Annotated in this window: 15 protein-coding genes; 8 read left to right on the top strand and 7 right to left on the bottom strand. The window is 64.8% G+C overall.

What is annotated here, in order from left to right; all coding sequences use genetic code 11:
- Positions 1-14 precede the first annotated feature (14 nt).
- Together fdhF and BLR92_RS06360 are read left to right on the top strand one after the other, a co-directional pair.
- Entirely contained in the window at positions 15-2864 is a 2850-nt protein-coding gene (gene fdhF, locus BLR92_RS06365) for a formate dehydrogenase subunit alpha (RefSeq protein ID WP_089726643.1), read from the top strand.
- Between the two features lie 28 nt (positions 2865-2892).
- On the top strand, positions 2893-3132 hold the full coding sequence (locus tag BLR92_RS06360) for a hypothetical protein (protein ID WP_089726640.1): 240 nt from the start codon (positions 2893-2895) through the stop codon (positions 3130-3132).
- A gap of 47 nt (positions 3133-3179) precedes the next feature.
- On the opposite strand, the gene BLR92_RS06355 is transcribed toward BLR92_RS06360, so the two are convergent.
- The 3 genes from BLR92_RS06355 to BLR92_RS06345 all read right to left on the bottom strand — a co-directional run bounded on the left by BLR92_RS06355 (position 3180) and on the right by BLR92_RS06345 (position 7172).
- Positions 3180-3599, bottom strand: a complete 420-nt coding sequence (locus tag BLR92_RS06355; RefSeq protein WP_089726638.1) for a secondary thiamine-phosphate synthase enzyme YjbQ — start codon at positions 3597-3599, stop codon at positions 3180-3182.
- A 144-nt stretch (positions 3600-3743) separates the two neighbouring features.
- On the bottom strand, positions 3744-5795 hold the full coding sequence (locus tag BLR92_RS06350; protein ID WP_089726635.1) for an oxidoreductase: 2052 nt from the start codon (positions 5793-5795) through the stop codon (positions 3744-3746).
- 90 nt (positions 5796-5885) lie between these two features.
- The gene (locus tag BLR92_RS06345; protein ID WP_089726634.1) at positions 5886-7172 is read right to left on the bottom strand and encodes an aromatic ring-hydroxylating oxygenase subunit alpha; all 1287 of its coding nucleotides are present in this window, start codon (positions 7170-7172) and stop codon (positions 5886-5888) included.
- Positions 7173-7539: 367 nt separating this feature from the next.
- Between BLR92_RS06345 and BLR92_RS06340 the strand changes: the two genes are divergently transcribed.
- Positions 7540-8646, top strand: coding sequence for an FAD-binding oxidoreductase (locus BLR92_RS06340; RefSeq protein ID WP_089726632.1), 1107 nt, complete (start codon positions 7540-7542; stop codon positions 8644-8646).
- Between the two features lie 138 nt (positions 8647-8784).
- On the opposite strand, the gene BLR92_RS06335 is transcribed toward BLR92_RS06340, so the two are convergent.
- Positions 8785-9219, bottom strand: a complete 435-nt coding sequence (locus tag BLR92_RS06335; protein WP_089726630.1) for a hypothetical protein — start codon at positions 9217-9219, stop codon at positions 8785-8787.
- A gap of 177 nt (positions 9220-9396) precedes the next feature.
- Here BLR92_RS06335 and BLR92_RS06330 point away from each other — a divergent pair, with 177 nt between their 5' ends.
- Positions 9397-10101 carry an extensin-like domain-containing protein gene (locus tag BLR92_RS06330; protein ID WP_089726628.1) on the top strand — a complete coding sequence of 235 codons (705 nt, stop codon included), beginning with the start codon at positions 9397-9399 and terminating at the stop codon, positions 10099-10101.
- A gap of 318 nt (positions 10102-10419) precedes the next feature.
- The gene (gene mgrA, locus BLR92_RS06325) at positions 10420-11448 is read left to right on the top strand and encodes an L-glyceraldehyde 3-phosphate reductase (RefSeq protein ID WP_089726626.1); all 1029 of its coding nucleotides are present in this window, start codon (positions 10420-10422) and stop codon (positions 11446-11448) included.
- Here the strand turns inward: mgrA and aguA are convergent.
- The 3 genes from aguA to BLR92_RS06310 all read right to left on the bottom strand — a co-directional run bounded on the left by aguA (position 11445) and on the right by BLR92_RS06310 (position 15408).
- Entirely contained in the window at positions 11445-12545 is a 1101-nt protein-coding gene (gene aguA / locus BLR92_RS06320) for an agmatine deiminase (RefSeq protein WP_089726624.1), read from the bottom strand. The genes mgrA and aguA overlap by 4 nt on opposite strands.
- 8 nt (positions 12546-12553) lie before the next feature.
- Entirely contained in the window at positions 12554-13900 is a 1347-nt protein-coding gene (locus BLR92_RS06315; protein WP_089726622.1) for a Na+/H+ antiporter NhaC family protein, read from the bottom strand.
- Positions 13901-13977: 77 nt separating this feature from the next.
- A complete protein-coding gene (locus tag BLR92_RS06310) occupies positions 13978-15408 on the bottom strand; it encodes an aminotransferase (protein ID WP_089726620.1) in 1431 nt (476 codons plus the stop codon).
- Between the two features lie 174 nt (positions 15409-15582).
- On the opposite strand from BLR92_RS06310, the gene BLR92_RS06305 reads away from it, so the two are divergent.
- From BLR92_RS06305 to BLR92_RS06295, 3 genes are all read left to right on the top strand, one after another.
- On the top strand, positions 15583-16818 hold the full coding sequence (locus BLR92_RS06305) for a Zn-dependent hydrolase (protein ID WP_089726617.1): 1236 nt from the start codon (positions 15583-15585) through the stop codon (positions 16816-16818).
- A 38-nt stretch (positions 16819-16856) separates the two neighbouring features.
- Positions 16857-18770, top strand: coding sequence for an amidohydrolase (locus BLR92_RS06300; RefSeq protein WP_089726614.1), 1914 nt, complete (start codon positions 16857-16859; stop codon positions 18768-18770).
- Between the two features lie 111 nt (positions 18771-18881).
- Positions 18882-19769, top strand: a complete 888-nt coding sequence (locus BLR92_RS06295; protein WP_089726612.1) for a LysR substrate-binding domain-containing protein — start codon at positions 18882-18884, stop codon at positions 19767-19769.
- The last annotated feature ends 77 nt before the right edge of the window (positions 19770-19846 follow it).

The raw sequence follows: 19846 nt of genomic DNA, 5'->3' as shown, positions 1-19846 counted from the left end.
CGAGGAGCATTGACATGAATATCGCTAGCTCTCCCACATCCGCCACCGAGGCGTTCGAGCTGACCCTCGACGGCCACAACGTCACGGCCTTCCCCGGCGAGACGCTATGGCAGGTCGCCAAGCGCGCCGGCGAGACGATTCCGCACCTGTGCTTCAAGGACGCCGACGGCTATCGCGCCGATGGCAACTGCCGCGCCTGCATGGTCGAGATCGAAGGCGAGCGCGCCCTGGCGGCAAGCTGCTTGCGTGAAGCCAAGCCCGGTATGACGGTCAACAGCGCCACCTCCGAGCGCTCGCGGGTTGCCCGCGAGGGCGTGATGGAACTGCTGATCGCCGATCAGCCCGAACGCGAGGCGAGTCCCGACCGCTCCAGCCACTTCTGGGCCATGGCCGATCAGTTGGCGATCGACGCCACCGCAGTCAAGGCGCGTTTGCCGGCGCGCAATCCGGTCGAAGAACACGGCGCAAGCGCTAAACATGCACTCTCGAACCACGACGCCTCGCATAGCGCCATGAACGTCAATCTCGATGCCTGCATCGAGTGCAACCTGTGCGTGCGCGCTTGCCGCGAGGTCCAGGTCAACGACGTCATCGGTCTGGCGCATCGCGGGGCGAGTTCGAAGATCGTCTTCGACTTCGACGACCCGATGGGTGAGAGCACCTGCGTGGCCTGCGGCGAATGCGTGCAGGCTTGCCCGACCGGCGCGCTGATGCCGGCGACGCTGATCGATGCCGAGGGGCGTGGCGATTCAGAAGTCGCCGATACCACGGTGGATTCGGTATGCCCCTATTGCGGCGTCGGCTGCCAGCTCACCTACCACATCAAGGACGACGCGATCCTGTTTGTCGAGGGCCGCGACGGGCCGTCGAACCATAACCGGTTGTGCGTGAAAGGCCGCTTCGGTTTCGACTATCCACGCCACCCGGCGCGCCTGATCACGCCGCTGATCCGCCGCGAGGGCGTGGCCAAGGGCCTCGATCCCGACTTCGATCCAGCCGACCCCTATACGCATTTCCGCGAGGCGAGCTGGGAAGAAGCGCTCGACTTCGCCGCCGGCGGCCTGGTCGGCCTCAAGGACGCCCACGGCCCCGACGCGCTGGCCGGCTTCGGCAGCGCCAAGTGCTCCAACGAAGAAGCCTGGCTGTTCCAGAAGTTGGTGCGCACCGGCTTCGGCTCCAACCATGTCGATCACTGCACGCGGCTGTGTCACGCAAGCTCGGTGGCGGCGCTGATGGAGTGCATCGGCTCCGGCGCGGTGACCGCCTCGTTCATGCAGGCGCTGGAGTCCGACGTGGTGATTCTCACCGGCTGCAACCCGACGGTGAACCACCCGGTGGCAGCGACCTTCTTCAAGCAGGCCGCCAAGCGTGGCACCAAGATCGTCGTCATCGACCCGCGCGGCCAGGCGATGGGCGCATACGCGCACAAGGTGCTGCGCTTCACGCCGGGCAGCGACGTGGCACTGTTCAATGCCATACTCAACGTCATCGTCAGCGAGGGCTTGTACGACGAAAGCTACATCGACGCACACACCGAGGGCTTCGAGGCGCTCAAGAGCCACGTCGTCGACATGACGCCGGAGGCGATGTCCGGGCTGTGCGGCATTCCCGCCGAAGACATTCGCGAAGTGGCGCGGCTGTATGCCCGCGCCGAGAAGGCGATGATCTTCTGGGGCATGGGCATCTCGCAGCACGTCCACGGCACCGACAACGCACGCTGCCTGATCTCGCTGGCGCTGGCCTGCGGCCAGACCGGCCGGCCCGGTACCGGGTTGCATCCGCTGCGTGGCCAGAACAACGTGCAGGGCGCTTCCGACGCGGGACTGATCCCGATGGTCATGCCCGATTATCAGCCGGTCACCGATGCCCAGGTGCGCTCGGCCTTCGAGGAGCTGTGGAACAGTCCGCTGGAAGCCAAGCCGGGCCTGACCGTGGTCGAGATCATGGACGCCATCGCCGCCGGCACCATCAAGGGTATGTACATCCTCGGCGAGAACCCGGCGATGTCCGACCCCGACCTGGACCACGCCCGCGCCGCGCTGGCCAAGCTCGAACACCTGGTGGTGCAGGACCTGTTCGTCACCGAGACCGCGCAGTTCGCCGACGTGGTCCTGCCGGCCTCCGCCTGGCCGGAGAAGGACGGCACCGTGACCAACACCAATCGCCAGGTGCAGATGGGACGCGCGGCGATGCCGCTGCCCGGTCAGGCCCGCACCGACTGGTGGATCATCCAGCAGATCGCCCAGCGCTTCGGGTTGCCGTGGAACTACCAGCACCCGCGCGACGTGTTCGACGAGATGACCAAGGGCATGCCGTCGCTCGATCACATCACTTGGGAGCGCATCGAGCGCGAGCAGTCGGTGACCTACCCGTGTCCGGCCGACGATGCGCCGGGCGCCGACGTGGTGTTCTCCGACGCCTTCCCCACCGCCAGCGGCCTGGCCAAGTTCTCGCCGACGCGCCCGCTACCGCCGGACGAAACGCTCGACGACGTCTATCCCACGGTGCTCACTACGGGGCGCCTGCTCGAACACTGGCACACCGGCTCGATGACCCGGCGTGCCAGGGTGCTCGACGATCTCGAACCCGAAGCGGTGGCCAGCCTTGCACCGGGAGAACTGACGCGATTGGGGCTGGCACCGGGCGAGCGTTTGACGATCACCACGCGGCGCGGACAGATCACGCTGATCGCGCGGGTCGATCCACTGATGGCCGAAGGCATGGTGTTCGTACCGTTCTGCTACGTCGAGGCGGCGGCCAACCTGCTGACCAATCCAGCGCTGGACCCGTTCGGCAAGATTCCCGAGTTCAAGTACGCGGCATGTCGGCTATCCGCAGCCGAGGAATCGGCCGTTTCGATCTGATCGGAGCGAGTCGAGAGGAGGAATGAACATGATGATTGCCGAGTTGATCGACGGCGACGACTTCCGGGCGCGGCTGGTGGCGCTGGGTATTCGCATCCCCGAGGGTGCCTGCCCCGAAACCTGCGCGCGCATGGCGCTGCGCAAGCATGCCGAGGTCGGTGTGCTGGGCTTGCAGGAACTGGTTCGCGAACTGATGCAACACACCGACATGATGCTGCCGTCGGTGCGTCAGGCCATCGAACGCTACCTGCTGCCGGGGCTGCGTTAGCCACGGCTCGGCAGCCCCCATCAAGCGATGGATAGCGGCGGCAAGGATCAGGCTCCCAACAGCGTCAATACCAGCGTCCTGGCGCCACCCTGGTTGCGGTGCTCGCATAGGTAGATGCCTTGCCAGGTGCCTAAGTTAAGGCGGCCGTCCGTGACAGGAATTTGTACATTTGGACCAAGGATGCTGCTCTTCAGATGCGCTGGAAGGTCATCGCTACCTTCATAGGTATGCCGGTAGTAAGGCTCGTCTTCTGGTACGGCATGATTGAAGAATCTCTCGAAATCCGCGCGCACCGTCGGGTCCGCATCCTCGTTGATGGTCAACGAGGCGGACGTGTGCTTCATGAATATGCTCAGCAGACCGGTTTTGACACCGCTGAGTTCGCTTAGCGACCGTTCGACCTCGTCGGTGATTAGATGGAACCCTCTCTCACGAGGCTTCAGTTTGACCTCTTTCTGAATCCACATGACAGCTTCTATCTCCTGAACGCAACGAATTGCTTGAGTCTAGCCGAGTGACCTGCACTATAAGCAGCATTCTTTGCTCATCGGGATCTTGTAGCGGGGCGGAAAGGCGCCGCTATCCCATCACGCCATGCCATCGGCGTCCAGTCACAGACCCAGCGCCAGCCGCAGGCCGTCATAAACCGCGGCATGCACGTTGCGGCTGGCCACGGCGTCACCGATGCGAAACAACTGGAAATTCCCCGCCTCGTTGCGCGTCAGCCGTTGCGGGGTGATGGCGATGAAGGCGTCGATATCCAGCTCGCCGAGGTTGCGCGACTGTGGCTTGAGATCGTGATAGAGCTCATCGAGCGGCGCGGTGCCGTGCTCGACGATCACCCGGTCGACGTTCAGGGTCTCGAGCGTATCGCGGCAGTAGGCGCTGGTCAGCGTCGACGCGAGACCCTCTGGCGTGCGTTCGACCCGGGTCAGGGTGCGGTTGAGCCTGATCGCGACATCATGCCGGTCGAAGGCGCCGAGAAACGCCGGGAAGTTGGTGCCGCCGACCTCGATGCCGAGCGTGCGTTCGGGCGTGGCGAGGGTCACATGCGCACCCCGGCACGCCAGGTGCTCGGCGGCGGAGAGGCCGGGAAAGCCGCCGTGATCGTCATAGACCAGCACGCGCTCGCCGGCGCGCACCGGGTCGACCAGGGCATCCCAGCTTGATTGCACCAGCGCTTCGCCGGCCTGGAGCTCCGGGTGCACCTGGGGCAGGCCGCCGGTGGCGAGAATCACCACGTCGGGCGCCAGGGCGAGCACGTCGTCGGCCTCGGCATAGCAATTGAAGCGCAGCGTCACGCCCAGGCGCTGGCACTCGGCGAGGCGCCATTCGGTGATGCCGAGCATTTCGCGGCGGCGTTCGAGCAAGCTGGCGAGGCGCACCTGGCCGCCGGCGACGTCGTTGGCTTCGAGCAGGGTGACGCGATGGCCGCGCTCGGCGCTGGCGCGCGCCGCCTCGAGACCCGCCGGGCCGGCGCCGACCACCACCACGTGGCGTGGCGCATCGACATCGCGGGCGATGACGTGCGGCAGGCTGGCCTCGCGGCCGGTGGCCGGGTTGTGAATGCAGTAGGCGGCGCCGTTCTCATAGATGCCGTCGATGCAGTAGCCGGCGCCGACGCAGGGGCGGATGCGCTCCTCGTCGCCGGCCTCGATCAGCGCGGCGATGTTGGGCTCGGCCATGTGCGCGCGAACCATGCCGACCAGATCGAGCAGGCCCTCGCGGATGGCGTAGCGCGCCGTGGCGACGTCGTTGATGCGCGAGGCGTGCAGCACCGGCAGGCCGGTGGCGCGCTTCACCTCGCCGACGAACGCCAGGTGCGGCGCCGACGCGGCGCCCATGTTGGGGATCACCTCGGCGAGCCCGGTGTCGGAGTCGATATGCCCGCGAATCACGTTGAGGAAGTCGATGGCGCCGCCCTGCTCGAGCAATCGGCAGACCTCCAGTCCCTCGTCGCGCCCCAGGCCATGGGGCAGCAGCTCGTCGACCACCAGACGGATGCCGACGAGGAATTCGGGACCGACCGAGGCGCGCACGGCGTCGATGACCATCAGCGGAAAGCGCAGGCGGTTGGCCAGCTCACCGCCCCAATCGTCATCACGGCGATTGGTCCACGGCGACAGGAAGCCGTCGAGAAAATGGCCGTAGGCTTCGATCTCGATGCCGTCGAGCCCGGCGGCCTGGCAGCGCGCGGCGCCGTCGGCATAGGCCTTGGCGATGCGCTCGAGGTCGTGTTCCTCGGCGATCTTGGGAAAGGCGCGATGGGCCGGCTCGCGCAGGCCGGAAGCGGCGACCACCGGCAACCAATCGCCGGCGTTGTAGCGGGTGCGCCGGCCAAGATGAGTGACCTGGCACATCACCGCGCAGTCGTGCTGGTGGACGGAGTCGGCGAGCTCGGCTAGCCACGGCACGATCTCGTCCTTGTAGAGCAGCAGGTTGCCGAACGCCGGTGGGCTGTCCGGTGCCACTACCGCGCTGCCGCCGATCATGGTCATGGCCATGCCGCCGCGTGCCTTGGCCTCGTGGTATAGCCGATAACGCGCCTTGGGCAGGCCGTCCTCGGAATAGGCCGGTTCGTGCGCGGCGCTGACGATGCGGTTCTTGAGCGTCAGGTGGCGCAAATTGAAAGGCTGCAATAGCGGGTCGCGAGAAGCGCTCATCGGGAACCTCCGAGAGGATGGCCACAGGTGAGTGTCGTCACCAACGAATAGGCCCGCACGATGGCGGGCCAGATCGACGCTTGAGGATGCTTAGCCTTTGGCCAGTTGCAGCGATGGCGCTTCATGACCCAGGTTGGTCAGCATGCGACCCGCGTACCAGTCGACGAAGTCGATGACGCCGAACTCGTAGGTCTCGGAGTAGGGGCCGGGCTGGTAGGCCTTGGAGTTGATGCCGCGTTGGTTCTCTTCGGCCAGGCGGCGGTCCTGGGCGTTGGTGGCATCCCACACCTTGCGCAATTGCTCGACGTCGTAATCGACGCCCTCGACGGCATCCTTGTGCACCAGCCACTTGGTGGTCACCACGGTTTTCTGCGGGCCCAGCGGCAGCACGCGGAACACCACGGCGTGATCGCCCATGAAGTGGTTCCATGAGTTCGGCAGATGCAGGATGCGCAGCGAACCCATGTCGGGGCTTTGCAGGCGCCCCATCAACTTCTTGCAGCCCGGCTGGCCGTCCATTGTCATCGACACGGTACCGTCGAGCAGTGGCGTGCGGGTCAGGCGGTTGCGCTTGCCGAAGCGCTTGAGCTGCCAGGGCACGCTCTCGCCATCCCAATCGGACTGCTTGCGCGCGACTAGCGACTTGTAGTCCGGCGTGGCGCGAGGGTCGTCGGTGTCGTCGAATTCCTGCAGTGAATTGAGCAACTCCGGGTGGGCGCCGTTGCAGTGGTAGCACTCGCGATTGTTCTCGAGCACCAGCTTCCAGTTGGCGTCCTCAACGATGCTACTTTCCACGGCGACCTTGACGTTATCCATCCGGTACGGCTCGAGATAATGTTCCAGCGTGACCAGGAAATCGTCGATCGCCGGCGGCTCGTCGGCCAGGCTGATAAACATGAAGCCACCGGCCGTGCGGATGTTGACCGGTTTCAGCCCGTAGCTGGCGAGATCGAAGTCGGCGCCCATGTCGCTGCCGGCGAACAGCAGCCGACCGTCGAGTTCGTAGGTCCACTGATGGTAGCCGCAGACCAGCTTGGCGACCTTGCCCTTGTCCTTGATGCATAGCCGCGAGCCGCGATGCCGGCAGACGTTGTGAAAGGCATGAATGCGATCTTCGGCGCCGCGCACGATAACCACCGGGTTGTCGCCGATATCCAGGGTGATGAAGCTGCCCTTGGTGGGAATCTCACAGGTCATGCCGGCAAATAGCCATTCCTTGCCGAAGATTTCCTGCATGTCGAGCGCGAAGACCCGCTGGTCGTTGTAGAACGGCTGCGGTAGCGAGAAACTGGGCTCTCTCTGGTTGAGCATCTCGGCGGTCGCTTCACGCGCTGCAACCAGGGGATCGTCCAACTGGGAACGGGCAATCAGGTCCATGTCGCGGTCCTCATCAATCGCCGCCTCCCCGCGAGGACGACGAATACGGTCATTGGGGGTTTGTTGTGGTGAGAGGCCGAGCATGAATCGAGTACCACAATCTCTAATGCCAGCCTTGGGATTGCGCCGAGTGTGGGGCATGCGCGCTAATGTGAGTTGTCTGCCGGCGACATAAGGTGATGTAACGGCGACGCGCGCGATGAAACCTTGGCTCTTGGGTGGATGTGTGAGGCATGTTCATGTCGCTGGCAGGCAAGTCGGTCGCCTGCGGCGTGCTCAGAATGCGAGCATGAAAAGGCGCTGGATCGTGAACCCGGTTTGCGAGCCAGCACAGGCGTAGCCACGGCACTGCCAGGCAGAGATGACAATGACAACGAGCTTCCTCAACCCGGTCACTACCCAGACCTGGACCAACGGTCGTCACATGGTGCGCTGCGTCAAGACGATTCAGGAGACCTGGGACGTACGCACCTTTTGCTTCATGGCCGAGCAGCCGGTGTTGTTCTTCTTCAAGCCGGGGCAGTTCGTCACCCTGGAGCTCGAGATCGACGGCGAGTCGATCATGCGTTCGTACACCATCTCCAGCTCGCCATCGATTCCCTACAGCTTCTCGATCACCGTCAAGCGCATGCCGGGCGGCCAGGTTTCCAACTGGCTGCACGACAACCTCAAGGTCGGTGACGAGTTGGCGGTACATGGCCCGGTGGGCAACTTCAACGTCATGGACTATCCCGCCGAGAAGATGCTGTTTCTCTCTGGCGGCGTAGGCATCACGCCGTTGATGTCGATGACCCGCTGGTTCTTCGATACCAACGCCAATGTCGATGTCGAATTCGTTCACAGTTCCCGCGCGCCGCGCGATGTCATCTTCCATCGCGAACTGGTGCACATGTTCTCGCGGATTCCCGAGTTCAAGCTGCATGTGATCTGCGAGAACAAGGACGACATCGGCGAAGCCTGGGCCGGCTACCGGGGCTTTCTGACGCAACCGATGCTGGAGCTGATGGCGCCCGATTACCTGGAACGCGAAATCTTCTGCTGCGGCCCCACGCCGTACATGAACGCGGTCAAACGCATCCTGCGCGATAACGGCTTCGACATGAGCCACTATCACGAGGAATCCTTCGGTGCCACGCCGCTTGACGTGCAGGAAGACGTACAGGAACTGGTCGAGCAGGCCGAGGCCGAGGCCGAGGAAATCGACTACGCCGAAATGCTCCAGGTGGAGTTCGCAAGCTCCGGCAAGAGCGTGCGTATCCAACCCGGCGAGACGGTACATGCCGCGGCATCCAAGCTCGGCCTGCATATTCCCAAGGCCTGCGGCATGGGCATCTGCGGCACCTGCCGGGTGGGGCTGAAGTCGGGCGAGGTAGAGATGGATCACAACGGCGGCATCACCGATGAGGATATCGACGAGGGCTTCATTCTGTCGTGCTGTAGCAAGCCGAAGGGCGATGTGGTGGTGGATTTCTGATTCGAATCGAAAAAGGCCCCGTTGGCTAGTTCGCTAAACTTGCTCTGCGCCCCAGAAGCTGGACTTCCCCGTCCTGACTTTTGGGGTGTTTTCAATCGCTCGCCCAGGCTATCGTGCAGACATTCATTCAGCGTTTCCCTAGCGGGTCTTTGATGCTCGGGTTCCTTTCCGGACACGTTGGAAGGTTCGCTTGACGATCGACATAATGACGTAATAAGCCCATCCCGCCGTACACAACCAGGTAACTAGCCATAGCTTGATACCGCCCGTCACATCGCTAAGCAGACTCTCCAGCGCGATCCCTATGACCGGCGCAAGTAGCATGGGTATCACCAGGAGCTGCCACCACATCTCGGTGCGGCTACGTCGGACGCGATACCGGCCCATTCGGGTTGCGGCTGGACGATAAAGAAAACAGATAGCCACCGCAATGCAGGCGATCACCATAGCGCCAATGATCGGGCCATAGCGACCGGTTTCGACGCAATAGACCGCGGCCCATAGGCACGAAAGCCAGAAAGCGCCTTCTCCCGCAGCAATGGAATCCGCGAGCATTCTGGAAGATAGCGACATGATGGACTCCAGAAGTACGAACGGCAGCGATCGAGGCGCCTGGTCTTGCCGTTGACGCGTGGCTCACGTTGGATTCGATACCCTACGCTAGAAGCGTGAACATTCCTACAACGACGATCAAGGCCGATAGATGACGTCTTTATCACGAAATACATGGGCCGTGTCGTTGGAATCGCCATGAAAATTCATCCACGCGAGGTCGTTGTCGGAATCCTCATCGTGATCGGCATCGGTTTCGATAAGCAGTGGTGGACGATTCCGCGTGAGTGGAATCCCTGGCAGCCGTTACGCATCAGCGATCCGCTGACACCAGTGACGCAGTGGAAGCTCGAGCGATTGGAAGACGATCGCGCGGCCTGCCTGGCGGTATTGGCCTCGCTACCCGATGACGCGTTGCGCTACACGCCGCTTGCCGACTACACGCCGGTAGCGGGTTGCCCACTGAGCAATGTGGTGCGCGTGCAGCGTAGTGGCGTGACATTCAACCGAAGTTTCGTCGCGAGCTGTCCGCTGACGGTGGCCTGGACGCTTTACGAGCGCCACCGCCTGCAACCCACCGCACGGGAAATCTTCGACCAATCCGTTACCCACGTGCAGCATTACGGTAGCTTCGCCTGCCGCAATATCTACCATCGCGAGAATGCCCGGCGCAGCGAGCATGCCGCGGCCGAGGCGTTGGATATCGCGGCGTTTCGTCTCGCCAATGGCCAGCGTATCGAGGTGTTCGAGGACTGGGGCGATGACGATGCCGAGGGCGCGTTCCTGAAGCAGGCCCAGCAGGGCGCCTGCGAGATATTCGGCACCGTGCTCGGCCCCGATTACAACGCCGCGCATGCCAACCACTTTCACTTCGGCATGCGTGGGTTCAGCTTCTGCCGTTAAGCGAATCGCTAAAAAAGCGCCAAGACCCACCCGAAGGCAGACCCTGACGCCGAAATCAAAAGCGTAAAATCGTGCGGCGGCAACCGCGTTTCTCAAAGCGTAGAAGACGTGGCGGTTAATTGCAAAACGGTGTTTTTTTATCCGAGACAGGTAATTCGCCGACGCGGATCGACGGCGTTGACGGTGGGTGATTAGCCTGGCCAGCGCGACATGCAGTGCATGACGGTCTCACGAGCGTGGACCCGTACTAGCGGTTTTTCTTGCGCAATTACCTGCGCATACTGTGGGATCGACAACCGCAAAGCGCAGGACGCCACCATGAGTTATCTCCCCTCGGATAGTCGCTATGAACGCATGCGTTACAACCGCTGTGGCCGCAGTGGATTGAAGTTACCGGCCCTATCGCTGGGCCTGTGGCAGAACTTCGGCGAGAACGCCCATGCCGACAACGCCCGCGATATCTGTCGTACTGCGTTCGACCTCGGCATCACCCATTTCGATCTGGCGAACAACTACGGCCCGCCGCCGGGCAGTGCCGAGGAACTGTTCGGGAAAATTCTCAAGACCGACTTCGCCGGTTACCGCGATGAACTGCTGATCTCCAGCAAGGCGGGCTACTGGATGCACCCTGGGCCCTACGGTGAATGGGGCAGCCGCAAGTATTTGCTCTCCAGCCTGGACCAGAGCCTCGAGCGACTCGGCGTCGACTATGTGGATATCTTCTACTCACATCGCTTCGACCCCGAGACCCCGCTCGAGGAGACCATGGGTGCGTTGGACCAGGCGGTGCGCCAGGGCAAGGCGCTGTATGTTGGCATCTCTTCCTACAATGCCCAGCGCACGCGCGAGGCCGTCGAGATTCTGCGCTCGCTGGGCACGCCATGCCTGATCCACCAGCCCAGCTACTCGATGATCAACCGCTGGGTCGAGGACGACGGCCTGCTCGATACTCTCGATGAGCTGGGCACGGGGTCGATCGTCTTTTCGCCACTGGCCCAGGGTCTGCTGACCGACAAATATCTTCAGGGCATTCCCGATGACAGCCGTGCCGCCCGGGGACAGACGCTGAAGGACACGCACCTGTCGGCGGACAACCTCGAGCGCGTGCAGGCGCTCAACGAGATCGCCCGGCGTCGCGGCCAGACCCTGGCGCAAATGGCCATCGCCTGGGTACTGCGTGGGGGGCGGGTGACCTCGGCGCTGGTCGGAGCGAGCCGCCCGCAGCAAATCGTCGACAGCGTGGCGGCCCTGGAGCATCCGGACTTCAGTGACGAGGAACTCGCCGAGATCGACCGCTACGCGGTGGAAGGCGGCGTCAATTTGTGGGCCGCTTCGGCGGAGCGCTAGGCGCGAGGCTGCTGCTGGGTGATGCAGTGGATATTGCCGCCGCCAAGCAGGATCTCGCGGGCGTCGATGGCGACGATCCGGCGACCCGGGAACAGCCCCTCGAGGATCGCCTTGGCCGCGTCGTCATGGGCCGGGTCGAGCTTGGGCATCACCACCACCGCGTTGCCGATGTAGAAGTTGACGTAGGAGCCGGCCATGCGATCGCCCGGCTGGCGCGGCCGCGAACTGCTCAGGCGGTCGACGCCGCTGGCTTCGGAATCGGCGATGTGCAGCGGCCCCGGCTGGGGCAGCTTGTGGACCCTGAGCGTGCGGCCCCGGGCGTCGCTGGCGTTCTCTAATATCTCCAGCGCCTCGCGCGAGATGGCGTGCTGCGGGTCGCTGGTATCGTCGGTCCAGGTCAGCGCGACCTCGCCGGGGGCGACGAAGCAGCACAGGTTGTCGACGTGGCCGTCGGTCTCGTCCTGGTAACAGCCGCGCGGAATCCAGATGACCTTGCTGATGCCGAGAAAGTCGCCCAGCAGCCGCTCCAGGTCGGCCTTGCCCAGGTTCGGGTTGCGGTTGGGATTGAGCAGGCACTCCTCGGTGGTGATCAGCGTACCCTCGCCGTCGACGTGGATCGCGCCGCCTTCCAGCACCAGCGGGGTGATGAAGCGCTCGATACCCAGCATTTCGGCGATCTTCGTGCGGATGCGCCGGTCCTTGTCCCACGGGAAATACAGCCCGCCGTTGAGCCCTCCCCAGGCGTTGAACTCCCAGTCGACCATCGCCAGCCGCCCGTCCGGGTGGGTTAAAAAGGTCGGGCCGACGTCGCGCATCCAGGCGTCGTTGCTCGACAGTTCGACCACGCGGATGTGCGCCGGCAGCTGGTGGCGGGCGTTCTCGTACTGGTCGTCGTTGACGCCGACGAACACCGTCTCGCTCTCGGCGATGGCCTCGGCCACCGCGACGAACGCGGCCTGGGCCGGCTTGGCGCCGTAGCGCCAGTTGTCGGGGCGCTGCGGCCACAGCATCCAGCAGGCGTCGTGGGGGGCGAACTCGGCGGGCATGGAAAAGCCGAGCGCGGCCGGTGTCGATGTGGCTGTAGGGTTATCGTTCATGAGAAGCCTCAAAGGTAGCCTGCCGCCAGAAATACCAGTGTTGCCAGGCCGGCGGCAATCAACGCGTAGGGCAACTGGGTCAGTGCGTGGGCCATCGGCGTGCAGCCGCTGCCCTGGGCCGAGAGCACGGTGGAGTCGCCATAGAAACAGGCGTGGCTGCCGAAGGCGCTGGCCGAGATCAACGCGCCGATCACCAGCGGCATGTCGGCGTCGACGCTGGCCGCCAGTGGCAGCACGATGGGCATGGCCACCGCGAACAGGCCCCAGAACGAGCCGGTGGCGAAGGCCAGGAAGGCCATGGTGATGAATACCACCGTGGGCAGCAGTTGCGCGGTCATCAGCGGCTCGAGGGTGGTGATCACGTAGGTGGTCAGCCCCAGGTCGTCGTTGACCTCCTTGAGGGTGAAGCCGGCGACCAGCGTGCCGAGCGGCATCAGCATCGACTTGAAGCCGTCCAGCGCGGTGTCGAAGGTGGCGTGGAAGCTCATCAGGCGCTGACTGAAGATCAGCACCAGCGTCACTGCCAGCGCCACGATCACCCCGCGCAGGATGTCGATGTCGAAATACCAGGTGAAGAAGATCAGCGCGACGATGGGCAGCAGGAAGTTGAGCAGGTGCGGGCGCCGCTGGCCCTCGTCCTCGACCTCCAGCGCGTTTTCCTCGGCGCCATCGGGCATCGTCTGGCCGCTCGCGGCACGCGCCTCGGCCGCCTTCATCGGGCCGATGGCGGGAATCCAGCCGAGTGCCACCATCGGCACCAGCGCGGCGGCGATCCAGGCATAGAACATGTAGGGAATCGCCTCGATGTACAGGCTCATGCCGCTGGCGATGGCGTCGTCGCTTTCCAGCAGACCGGCGAAGAACACCGCCCAGGTGGAGAACGGCACCAAGATGCAGATCGGCGCGGCGGTGGAGTCGACCACATAGGCTAGCATCTCGCGTGAAACCTTGAAGCGGTCAGTGATCTTCTTCATCGAGGCGCTGATCGCCAGGGCGTTGAGGTAGTCGTCGACGAAGATCACCAGGCCGAGTATCCAGGTCGTCAGCAGACCCCGGCGGCGGCTGTGGATGCGCTTGGTCATCATGTCGCCGAAGGTCAGCACGCCGCCGGTGCGCACCAGCAGCGCGATCAGGCTGCCGAACAGCCCGCAGACCAGGATGATCCAGGTCACGATGTCATTGCCGAGCACCGTGAGCAGGGTATCGGAGGCCTGGGTGACGATGCTGGTGGGGTCAAGCATCAGCATGCCGATCAGCGCGCCGGTCATCAGCGACTCGATGGTGCGGCGGGTGATGATCGCCATCACCAGTACCACCAGGGTGGGGAACAGGCTCCAGAGGCCGAAAGTTTCCATGGGTGTCTCGTTTATCGTTGTCGGTTCAAGCGTTCACTACACCAACACGGCGGGCCGCATAGCGGCCCGCCGGCACATCATAAAAAGCCATCGGCCCTGAGCGATTCGGTCGTCGCGCTCAGCGAGGCGTCGAGAATGGCGACGACCTCGTCGACCACGTCGCGGGTCCAGATCAGCGGCGGCGAGACGATGTTCAGATGCCCCACCGGGCGGATGATCAGGCCGCGCTTCTGGGCCTCGAAGGCCACGCGGTCGCCGACCCGCGCCTCCACCGGCAGCAGCGCCTTGGTCTCTTTGTCGGCCACGTTTTCGAGGCACATCATGAAGTGGCTGCCGCGTACGTCGCCCACGGTGGCGTGGTGCGAGAGCGAGCGCAGGCGTTCCTCGAGATAGGGGCCGACCTCGCGTACGTTCTCGCAAATGCCCTCGCGCTCGATGATCTCGATGTTCTTGAGCGCCGCCGCACAACTGACCGGATGGCCGGAGTAGGTGAAGCCGGTGCTGAGTACGCCGCCCGGGCCCTGCGGGGTGGACAGTACCTCGTAGAGTTCGTCGGAGATCAGCGTCGCGCCCAGCGGCGCATAGCCGGACGACAGCCCCTTGGCGCAGTTGATGATGTCCGGCTGGGTGTCGAACACCGCCTCGGAGGCGAAGAAATGCCCCAGGCGGCCGAAGCCGGTGACCACCTCGTCGGCGATGTAGAGGATGTCGTTGGCGCGGCACACCGCCTGCATGCGCTGGTGGTAGCCCTTGGGCGCGACCAGCACGCCGCCGGCACCCATGATCGGCTCGGCGATGAAGGCGGCGATGTTGTCGGCGCCGATCTCGGCGATCGTCGCCTCGAACTCGCCGACCAGATGATCGCAGTACTCGGTCTCGCTCATGCCCTCGGGGCGGCGATAGCAGTTGGCCTCGCTCAGGTGGGTGACCAGATGATCGAGGGTATCGAACTCCCAGTTGTTGCTGGCGATGCCGGTCAGCGTCGCGGCGAGATACGTGGTGCCGTGATAGGCGTTGTTGCGCGACAAAATGCGCTTCTTCGCCGGCTTGCCGAGACGGTTGAAATAGTAGTGCACCAGGCGGATGGTGGCGTCGTTGGCCGCCGAGCCGCCGCAGCTGTAGAACACGTGGTTGAGGTGCGCGGGCGCCAGTTCGGCGAGCTTGTCGGCGAGCAGCGTGGCCGGCACGTTGGAGAGGTTGTTGAAGGTCGAGAAGTAGGCCATGCGCGTGGCCTGCTCGGCCATCGCCTCGCCGATCTCGCGCCGGCCATGGCCGACGTTGACGCACCACAGCCCGGCGATGCCGTCGATGAAGCGGTTGCCGTGGGCATCCTGCACGTAGATGCCGTCGCTGTCGGTGATCAGATCGCAGCCCTGCTCCTTGAACACGCTGAAATCGGTGAACGGATGGATGAAGTGATCCTTGTCCTTCTGCCAAAGAGCCTGTGGATCGTATTCCTGGGCGGAGTGGCCGTCGTGACGCTGGGTTGCCGGTGTCGTCGCTGTCATGGGAAGAGCCCTCTTGTTGTCGCGAGCGTTTTACGCTGAGCCGTCTAACACTGAGTAAGGCGAGCCTAGCCAGTTCTCGGGTGACGTCGACATATCCCGATTGGGGTATATCGCCGTCTGCCCCGGCCCGCCTATCGTCGAGTCACGATCCCAACAACAATCTGGAGGCACGCCATGAGCAGCGTCACCATCAATTCCGAACGGCTGTGGGACTCGCTCATGGCCATGGCCGAGATCGGCCCCACCGCAGGCGGCGGCAACTGCCGACTGGCGCTGACCGAGGAAGACGCCGCCGGGCGGCGCCAGCTGATCGAATGGTGCGAGGCGCTCGGCTGCACGCTGCGCGTCGACCGGGTCGGCAACCTGTTCATCCGCCGTGCCGGCAAGCGCGACGATCTCGACCCGGTGGCCACCGGTAGCCATCTCGACACCCAGCCCAAGGGCGGGCGCTTCGACGGCATTCTCGGCGTGCTGGCCGGTCTCGAGGTGTTCCGCGCCCTCGACGAGCAGGGCATCGTCACTGAGCGCCCGCTGGAGCTGGTGGTGTGGACCAACGAGGAGGGCAGCCGCTTCGCCCCGGCGATGGTCGCCTCCGGCACCTACGCCGGCGAGTTCAGCGTCGAGTCGACCCTGGCACGCAAGGACCGCGACGGCGTGAGCCTGGGCGAGGCGCTCGAGGTGACCGGCTTCGCCGGCGACATGGCGGTGGGCGAGCCGCGCCTGCACGCCTTCTTCGAACTGCACATCGAACAGGGCCCGGTACTCGAGGCGGCGAGGGAGAGTATCGGCGTGGTCGCCGGCGTGCAGGGCATGCGCTGGTACGACGTGACGTTTGAAGGCCAGCCGGCCCACGCCGGCCCCACGCCGATGCGCCTGCGCCACGACGCCCTGGCCGCCGCCGCCCACCTGATCGATCGCCTGCAGTCCTGCGCCCTGAGCGATGCTAGCGGCGACACCAAGGTCACCTGCGGCTGTCTCGACATCCCCCAGAGTTCGCGCAACGTCATCCCCGGCGAAGTGACGCTCACCGTCGACCTGCGCCATGTCGACGAGGCCGAGCTCGACGCCCTCGAAAGCCGCTTCGAGCGCGAACTGGCCGCGTGCGGCGAGGCCTTCGGCGTGACCACGCGTGCCGAGCGCATCTGGAAGTCGCCGGTGGTGAATTTCGACGCCGCCTGCGTCGACGCCGTTGAGGCGGCGACCCGCGCCCACGGCTTCAGCTACCGGCGCATGTTGAGCGGCGCCGGTCACGATTCGGTGTACGTCTCGCGCGTCGCGCCCACGGCGATGATCTTCATTCCCTGCCGCGACGGCATCAGCCACAACGAGGCCGAGTACGCCAGCCCCGAGCACTGCGCCCAGGGCTGTCAGGTGCTGGCCGATGCGCTGCTGGCCAAGGCCGGCGCCTAAGGAACGTATCTGCAAGCAATCCGAAGGAGAACAACAACATGCCAACAGGAAATCATGGTTTCATCGCGGCGCGGGGCGCGCTTCTCGCCGGATCGCTGGCGACACTGGCCGGCTGCGCCGGTGTCGAGCCCGGTGCGCCCGAGGCCGCCGATACCGTACTGCGGGACGGCTACATTTATACCGTTAATGAGAGCAACCCCACCGTCGAGGCGCTGGCGATCCGCGACGGCGTGATCGTCTACGTCGGCGGCGAGGCGAAGGTCGACGCCTTCATCGGCCCCGAGACGCGGGTGATCGACCTTGGCGGCAAGATGGTCATGCCGGGATTGCAGGACGCCCACATTCACGGCATCACCGCCGGGCAGCCGCAGTGCGATCTCGAATACCAGCCGCTGACGGTCGACGAATTCAAGGCGCGCATCGCGGCGTGCCTCGACAATCCGGCCTTCGGCTCGGGAGCGGACGACTGGCTGGTGGTGAATCACTGGTACGTGCAGTTTTTGACGCCGCCCGGCACCTCGGTGACCAAGGCCGTGCTGGACAGTCTCGATACCCGCCGGCCGATCATCGTCAATGGCGTGTGGGGGCATGCGGCGCTGGCCAATTCGCGGGCGCTCGAGCTGGCCGACATCAGCGCCGAAACGCCCAACCCCAGCGATGGCGTCATCGCACACAATGCGGCGGGTGAGCCCACCGGCTGGGTGTATGACGGCGCCCAAGCACTCGTGCGTCAGGCGATGCCGGCACCGCCGGCGGTCGACCCCATCGAGGCCGCAAGGCGTGGCATGCAGGCGCTGATCGAGGAGGGCATCACCAGCTTCCAGGCCCAGAGCGAGACCCGCGAAACCGTCGCGGCCTTCGCCGAACTGCGCGAGCGGCATGAGCTGCCGGCCCGCGCGCACTTCCTCATCGATTCCGGGGCCAGGACCGGCGCGGAACTGACAGCCTTCATCGCCGAACTCGACGCCCTACGCGACGCCTTCGAGCATCCCGAGCAGATCCCGCTGCAGGTCCGCGCCTGGCGGCCGGGTGAACAGCAGGGCCCGCGTCTGGTGCCCGAGCCCGGCGTGTCGATCGACGGCGTGGGCGAGGTGATGGCGGACGGCATCCTGCAGGCGCCCACCCAGACGGCGGCGCTGCTCGAGCCCTATCGGGTCAACGTGGGCAGCGCGGACGATCCGCGCTGGGTGCCCGGCGACAAGCGCGGCGAAGCCTATATCGACGCCGAGACGCTCGGCACCATGGCGACGCGCTTCGCCGAGCATGGCTATCAGACGCAGATCCACGCCATCGGCGATCGCGCCGTGCGCAACACCCTGGATGCCTTCGAGACCCTGCGCGAGAACGATGGCATCGAGGCCGACCAGACGGGCTATGGCCAGTCCGGCGACTCGCGCCCGCTGATGTCCCATGCCGAACTGGTCGATCCCGCCGATCACGCTCGTTTTGCGCAGCTCGGCGTGGTGCCGGTGATGTCGTATCAGTGGGCCAAGCCGGCGCCGGATTCGACGGACGCGGTCAAGCCCTACCTGGGGCCACAGCGCTGGCAGGGCTACGAGCCGGAAGGCGATCTCGCCGCCGCCGGCGCCAAGATCGCCTATGGCAGCGATTACCCGGTGGATCCGCTCGATCACTGGTTCGCCATCGAGGCCGCGGTGCTGCGCGAGGCCGACTGGGGGCCGCAGTTCCCGCAGTACGCCGGCGCCCTCAATCCCGACCAGGCGTTGACGCTCGAGCAGGCGATTCGCGGCATCACCCTCAACGCCGCCTACGCCATGCACCAGGACACCATCACCGGCTCGCTGGAGACCGGCAAGCTGGCCGATCTGCTGATTCTCGATCGCAACCTGTTCGAGATCCCGCGCGACGACATATCCGAAACCCAGGTGCTGATGACCATGGTCGGCGGCGATGTGGTGTACATGGCCGCTGATTTCGCACCCTGGCAGTAGCGGCCACGAGCGCTGCCGTGGACACTGAACTCCACGGATTTGCCGGCCCCATTCTCCGGGGGCCGGCTTTTTTATATAAGTGTCGGATGGATTCCGCTTGGAGGTACCGCCATGCGTCGCCTGCCTTCCCTGACCGCCCTGCGCGCCTTCGAGTGCGCCGCTCGCCATGGCCACTTCGGGCACGCGGCGGACGAGTTGAACGTCACCGACAGCGCCATCAGTCACCAGGTCCGTCTGCTCGAGGAACAGCTCGGCACGACGCTGTTCGTACGCCAGGGCCGCCATATGCGCCCGACGCCCCAGGCCAGGCGCCTGCTGCACAGCCTGCAGCAGGCCTTCGAGCTGGTCGGCGAGGCCTGCGAGGCCATCGCCAATCCCTCCACCCAGGCGGTGCTGCGCGTCGCGATCACCGCCGAACTGGCGCAGAAGTGGCTGATCGGCCGGCTCGCGGATTTCTTCGCCTATCACGCCAACGTCACCCTGCACATCCACGACCAGGCCTATGAGTCGTCCGTCATCGATCCGGATATCGACATCGCCATCCTCTATGGCGCGGGTCCGGAGGATGCCAGCGACTACTTCGTGCGGCCGCTGCCGCTGCTGCGTTTCTTCCCGGTGTGCAGCCCCGGGTTGTTCAACAGCGGGCGCCTGGCGCATCCCGTCGATCTGGCGCGCCACTGCCTGCTGCACGACGACCAGGACGGCAAGACCTGGACGGCCTGGCTGACCACCCATGCCGGCGACATCCAGCCCGACCGCCATCTGCACTTCAGCCACGCCGGCCTAGCCCTGGAGGCGGCGGCGCGCGGGCAGGGCATCGCGCTGGGCGACGACCTCACCGCCGCCGAGGACCTCGCCCAGGGCCGGCTGGTGCGGCCCTTCGCCGAAAGCGTCACCTCGCTGGGCCAGTACGCCCTGGTGTGCGATCGCCAGCGGCTCGAGAAACCGGCGGTGGCGCAGTTTATCGCCTGGTGCACCGAGCAACTGACGGCGCCCTGAACCAAATACCAGAGCCGAATCCCTGAATTTAATTCAAGTAACAAGTAATAATCGTCGTTGGCTCGCCGCCGCGAGCC

It is taken from the genome of Modicisalibacter muralis (assembly GCF_900102945.1).
Taxonomy (GTDB): Bacteria; Pseudomonadota; Gammaproteobacteria; order Pseudomonadales; family Halomonadaceae; genus Modicisalibacter; species Modicisalibacter muralis.
Note: the sequence above shows the minus strand (reverse complement) of the source record. Positions and strands in the feature narration are given on the sequence as shown.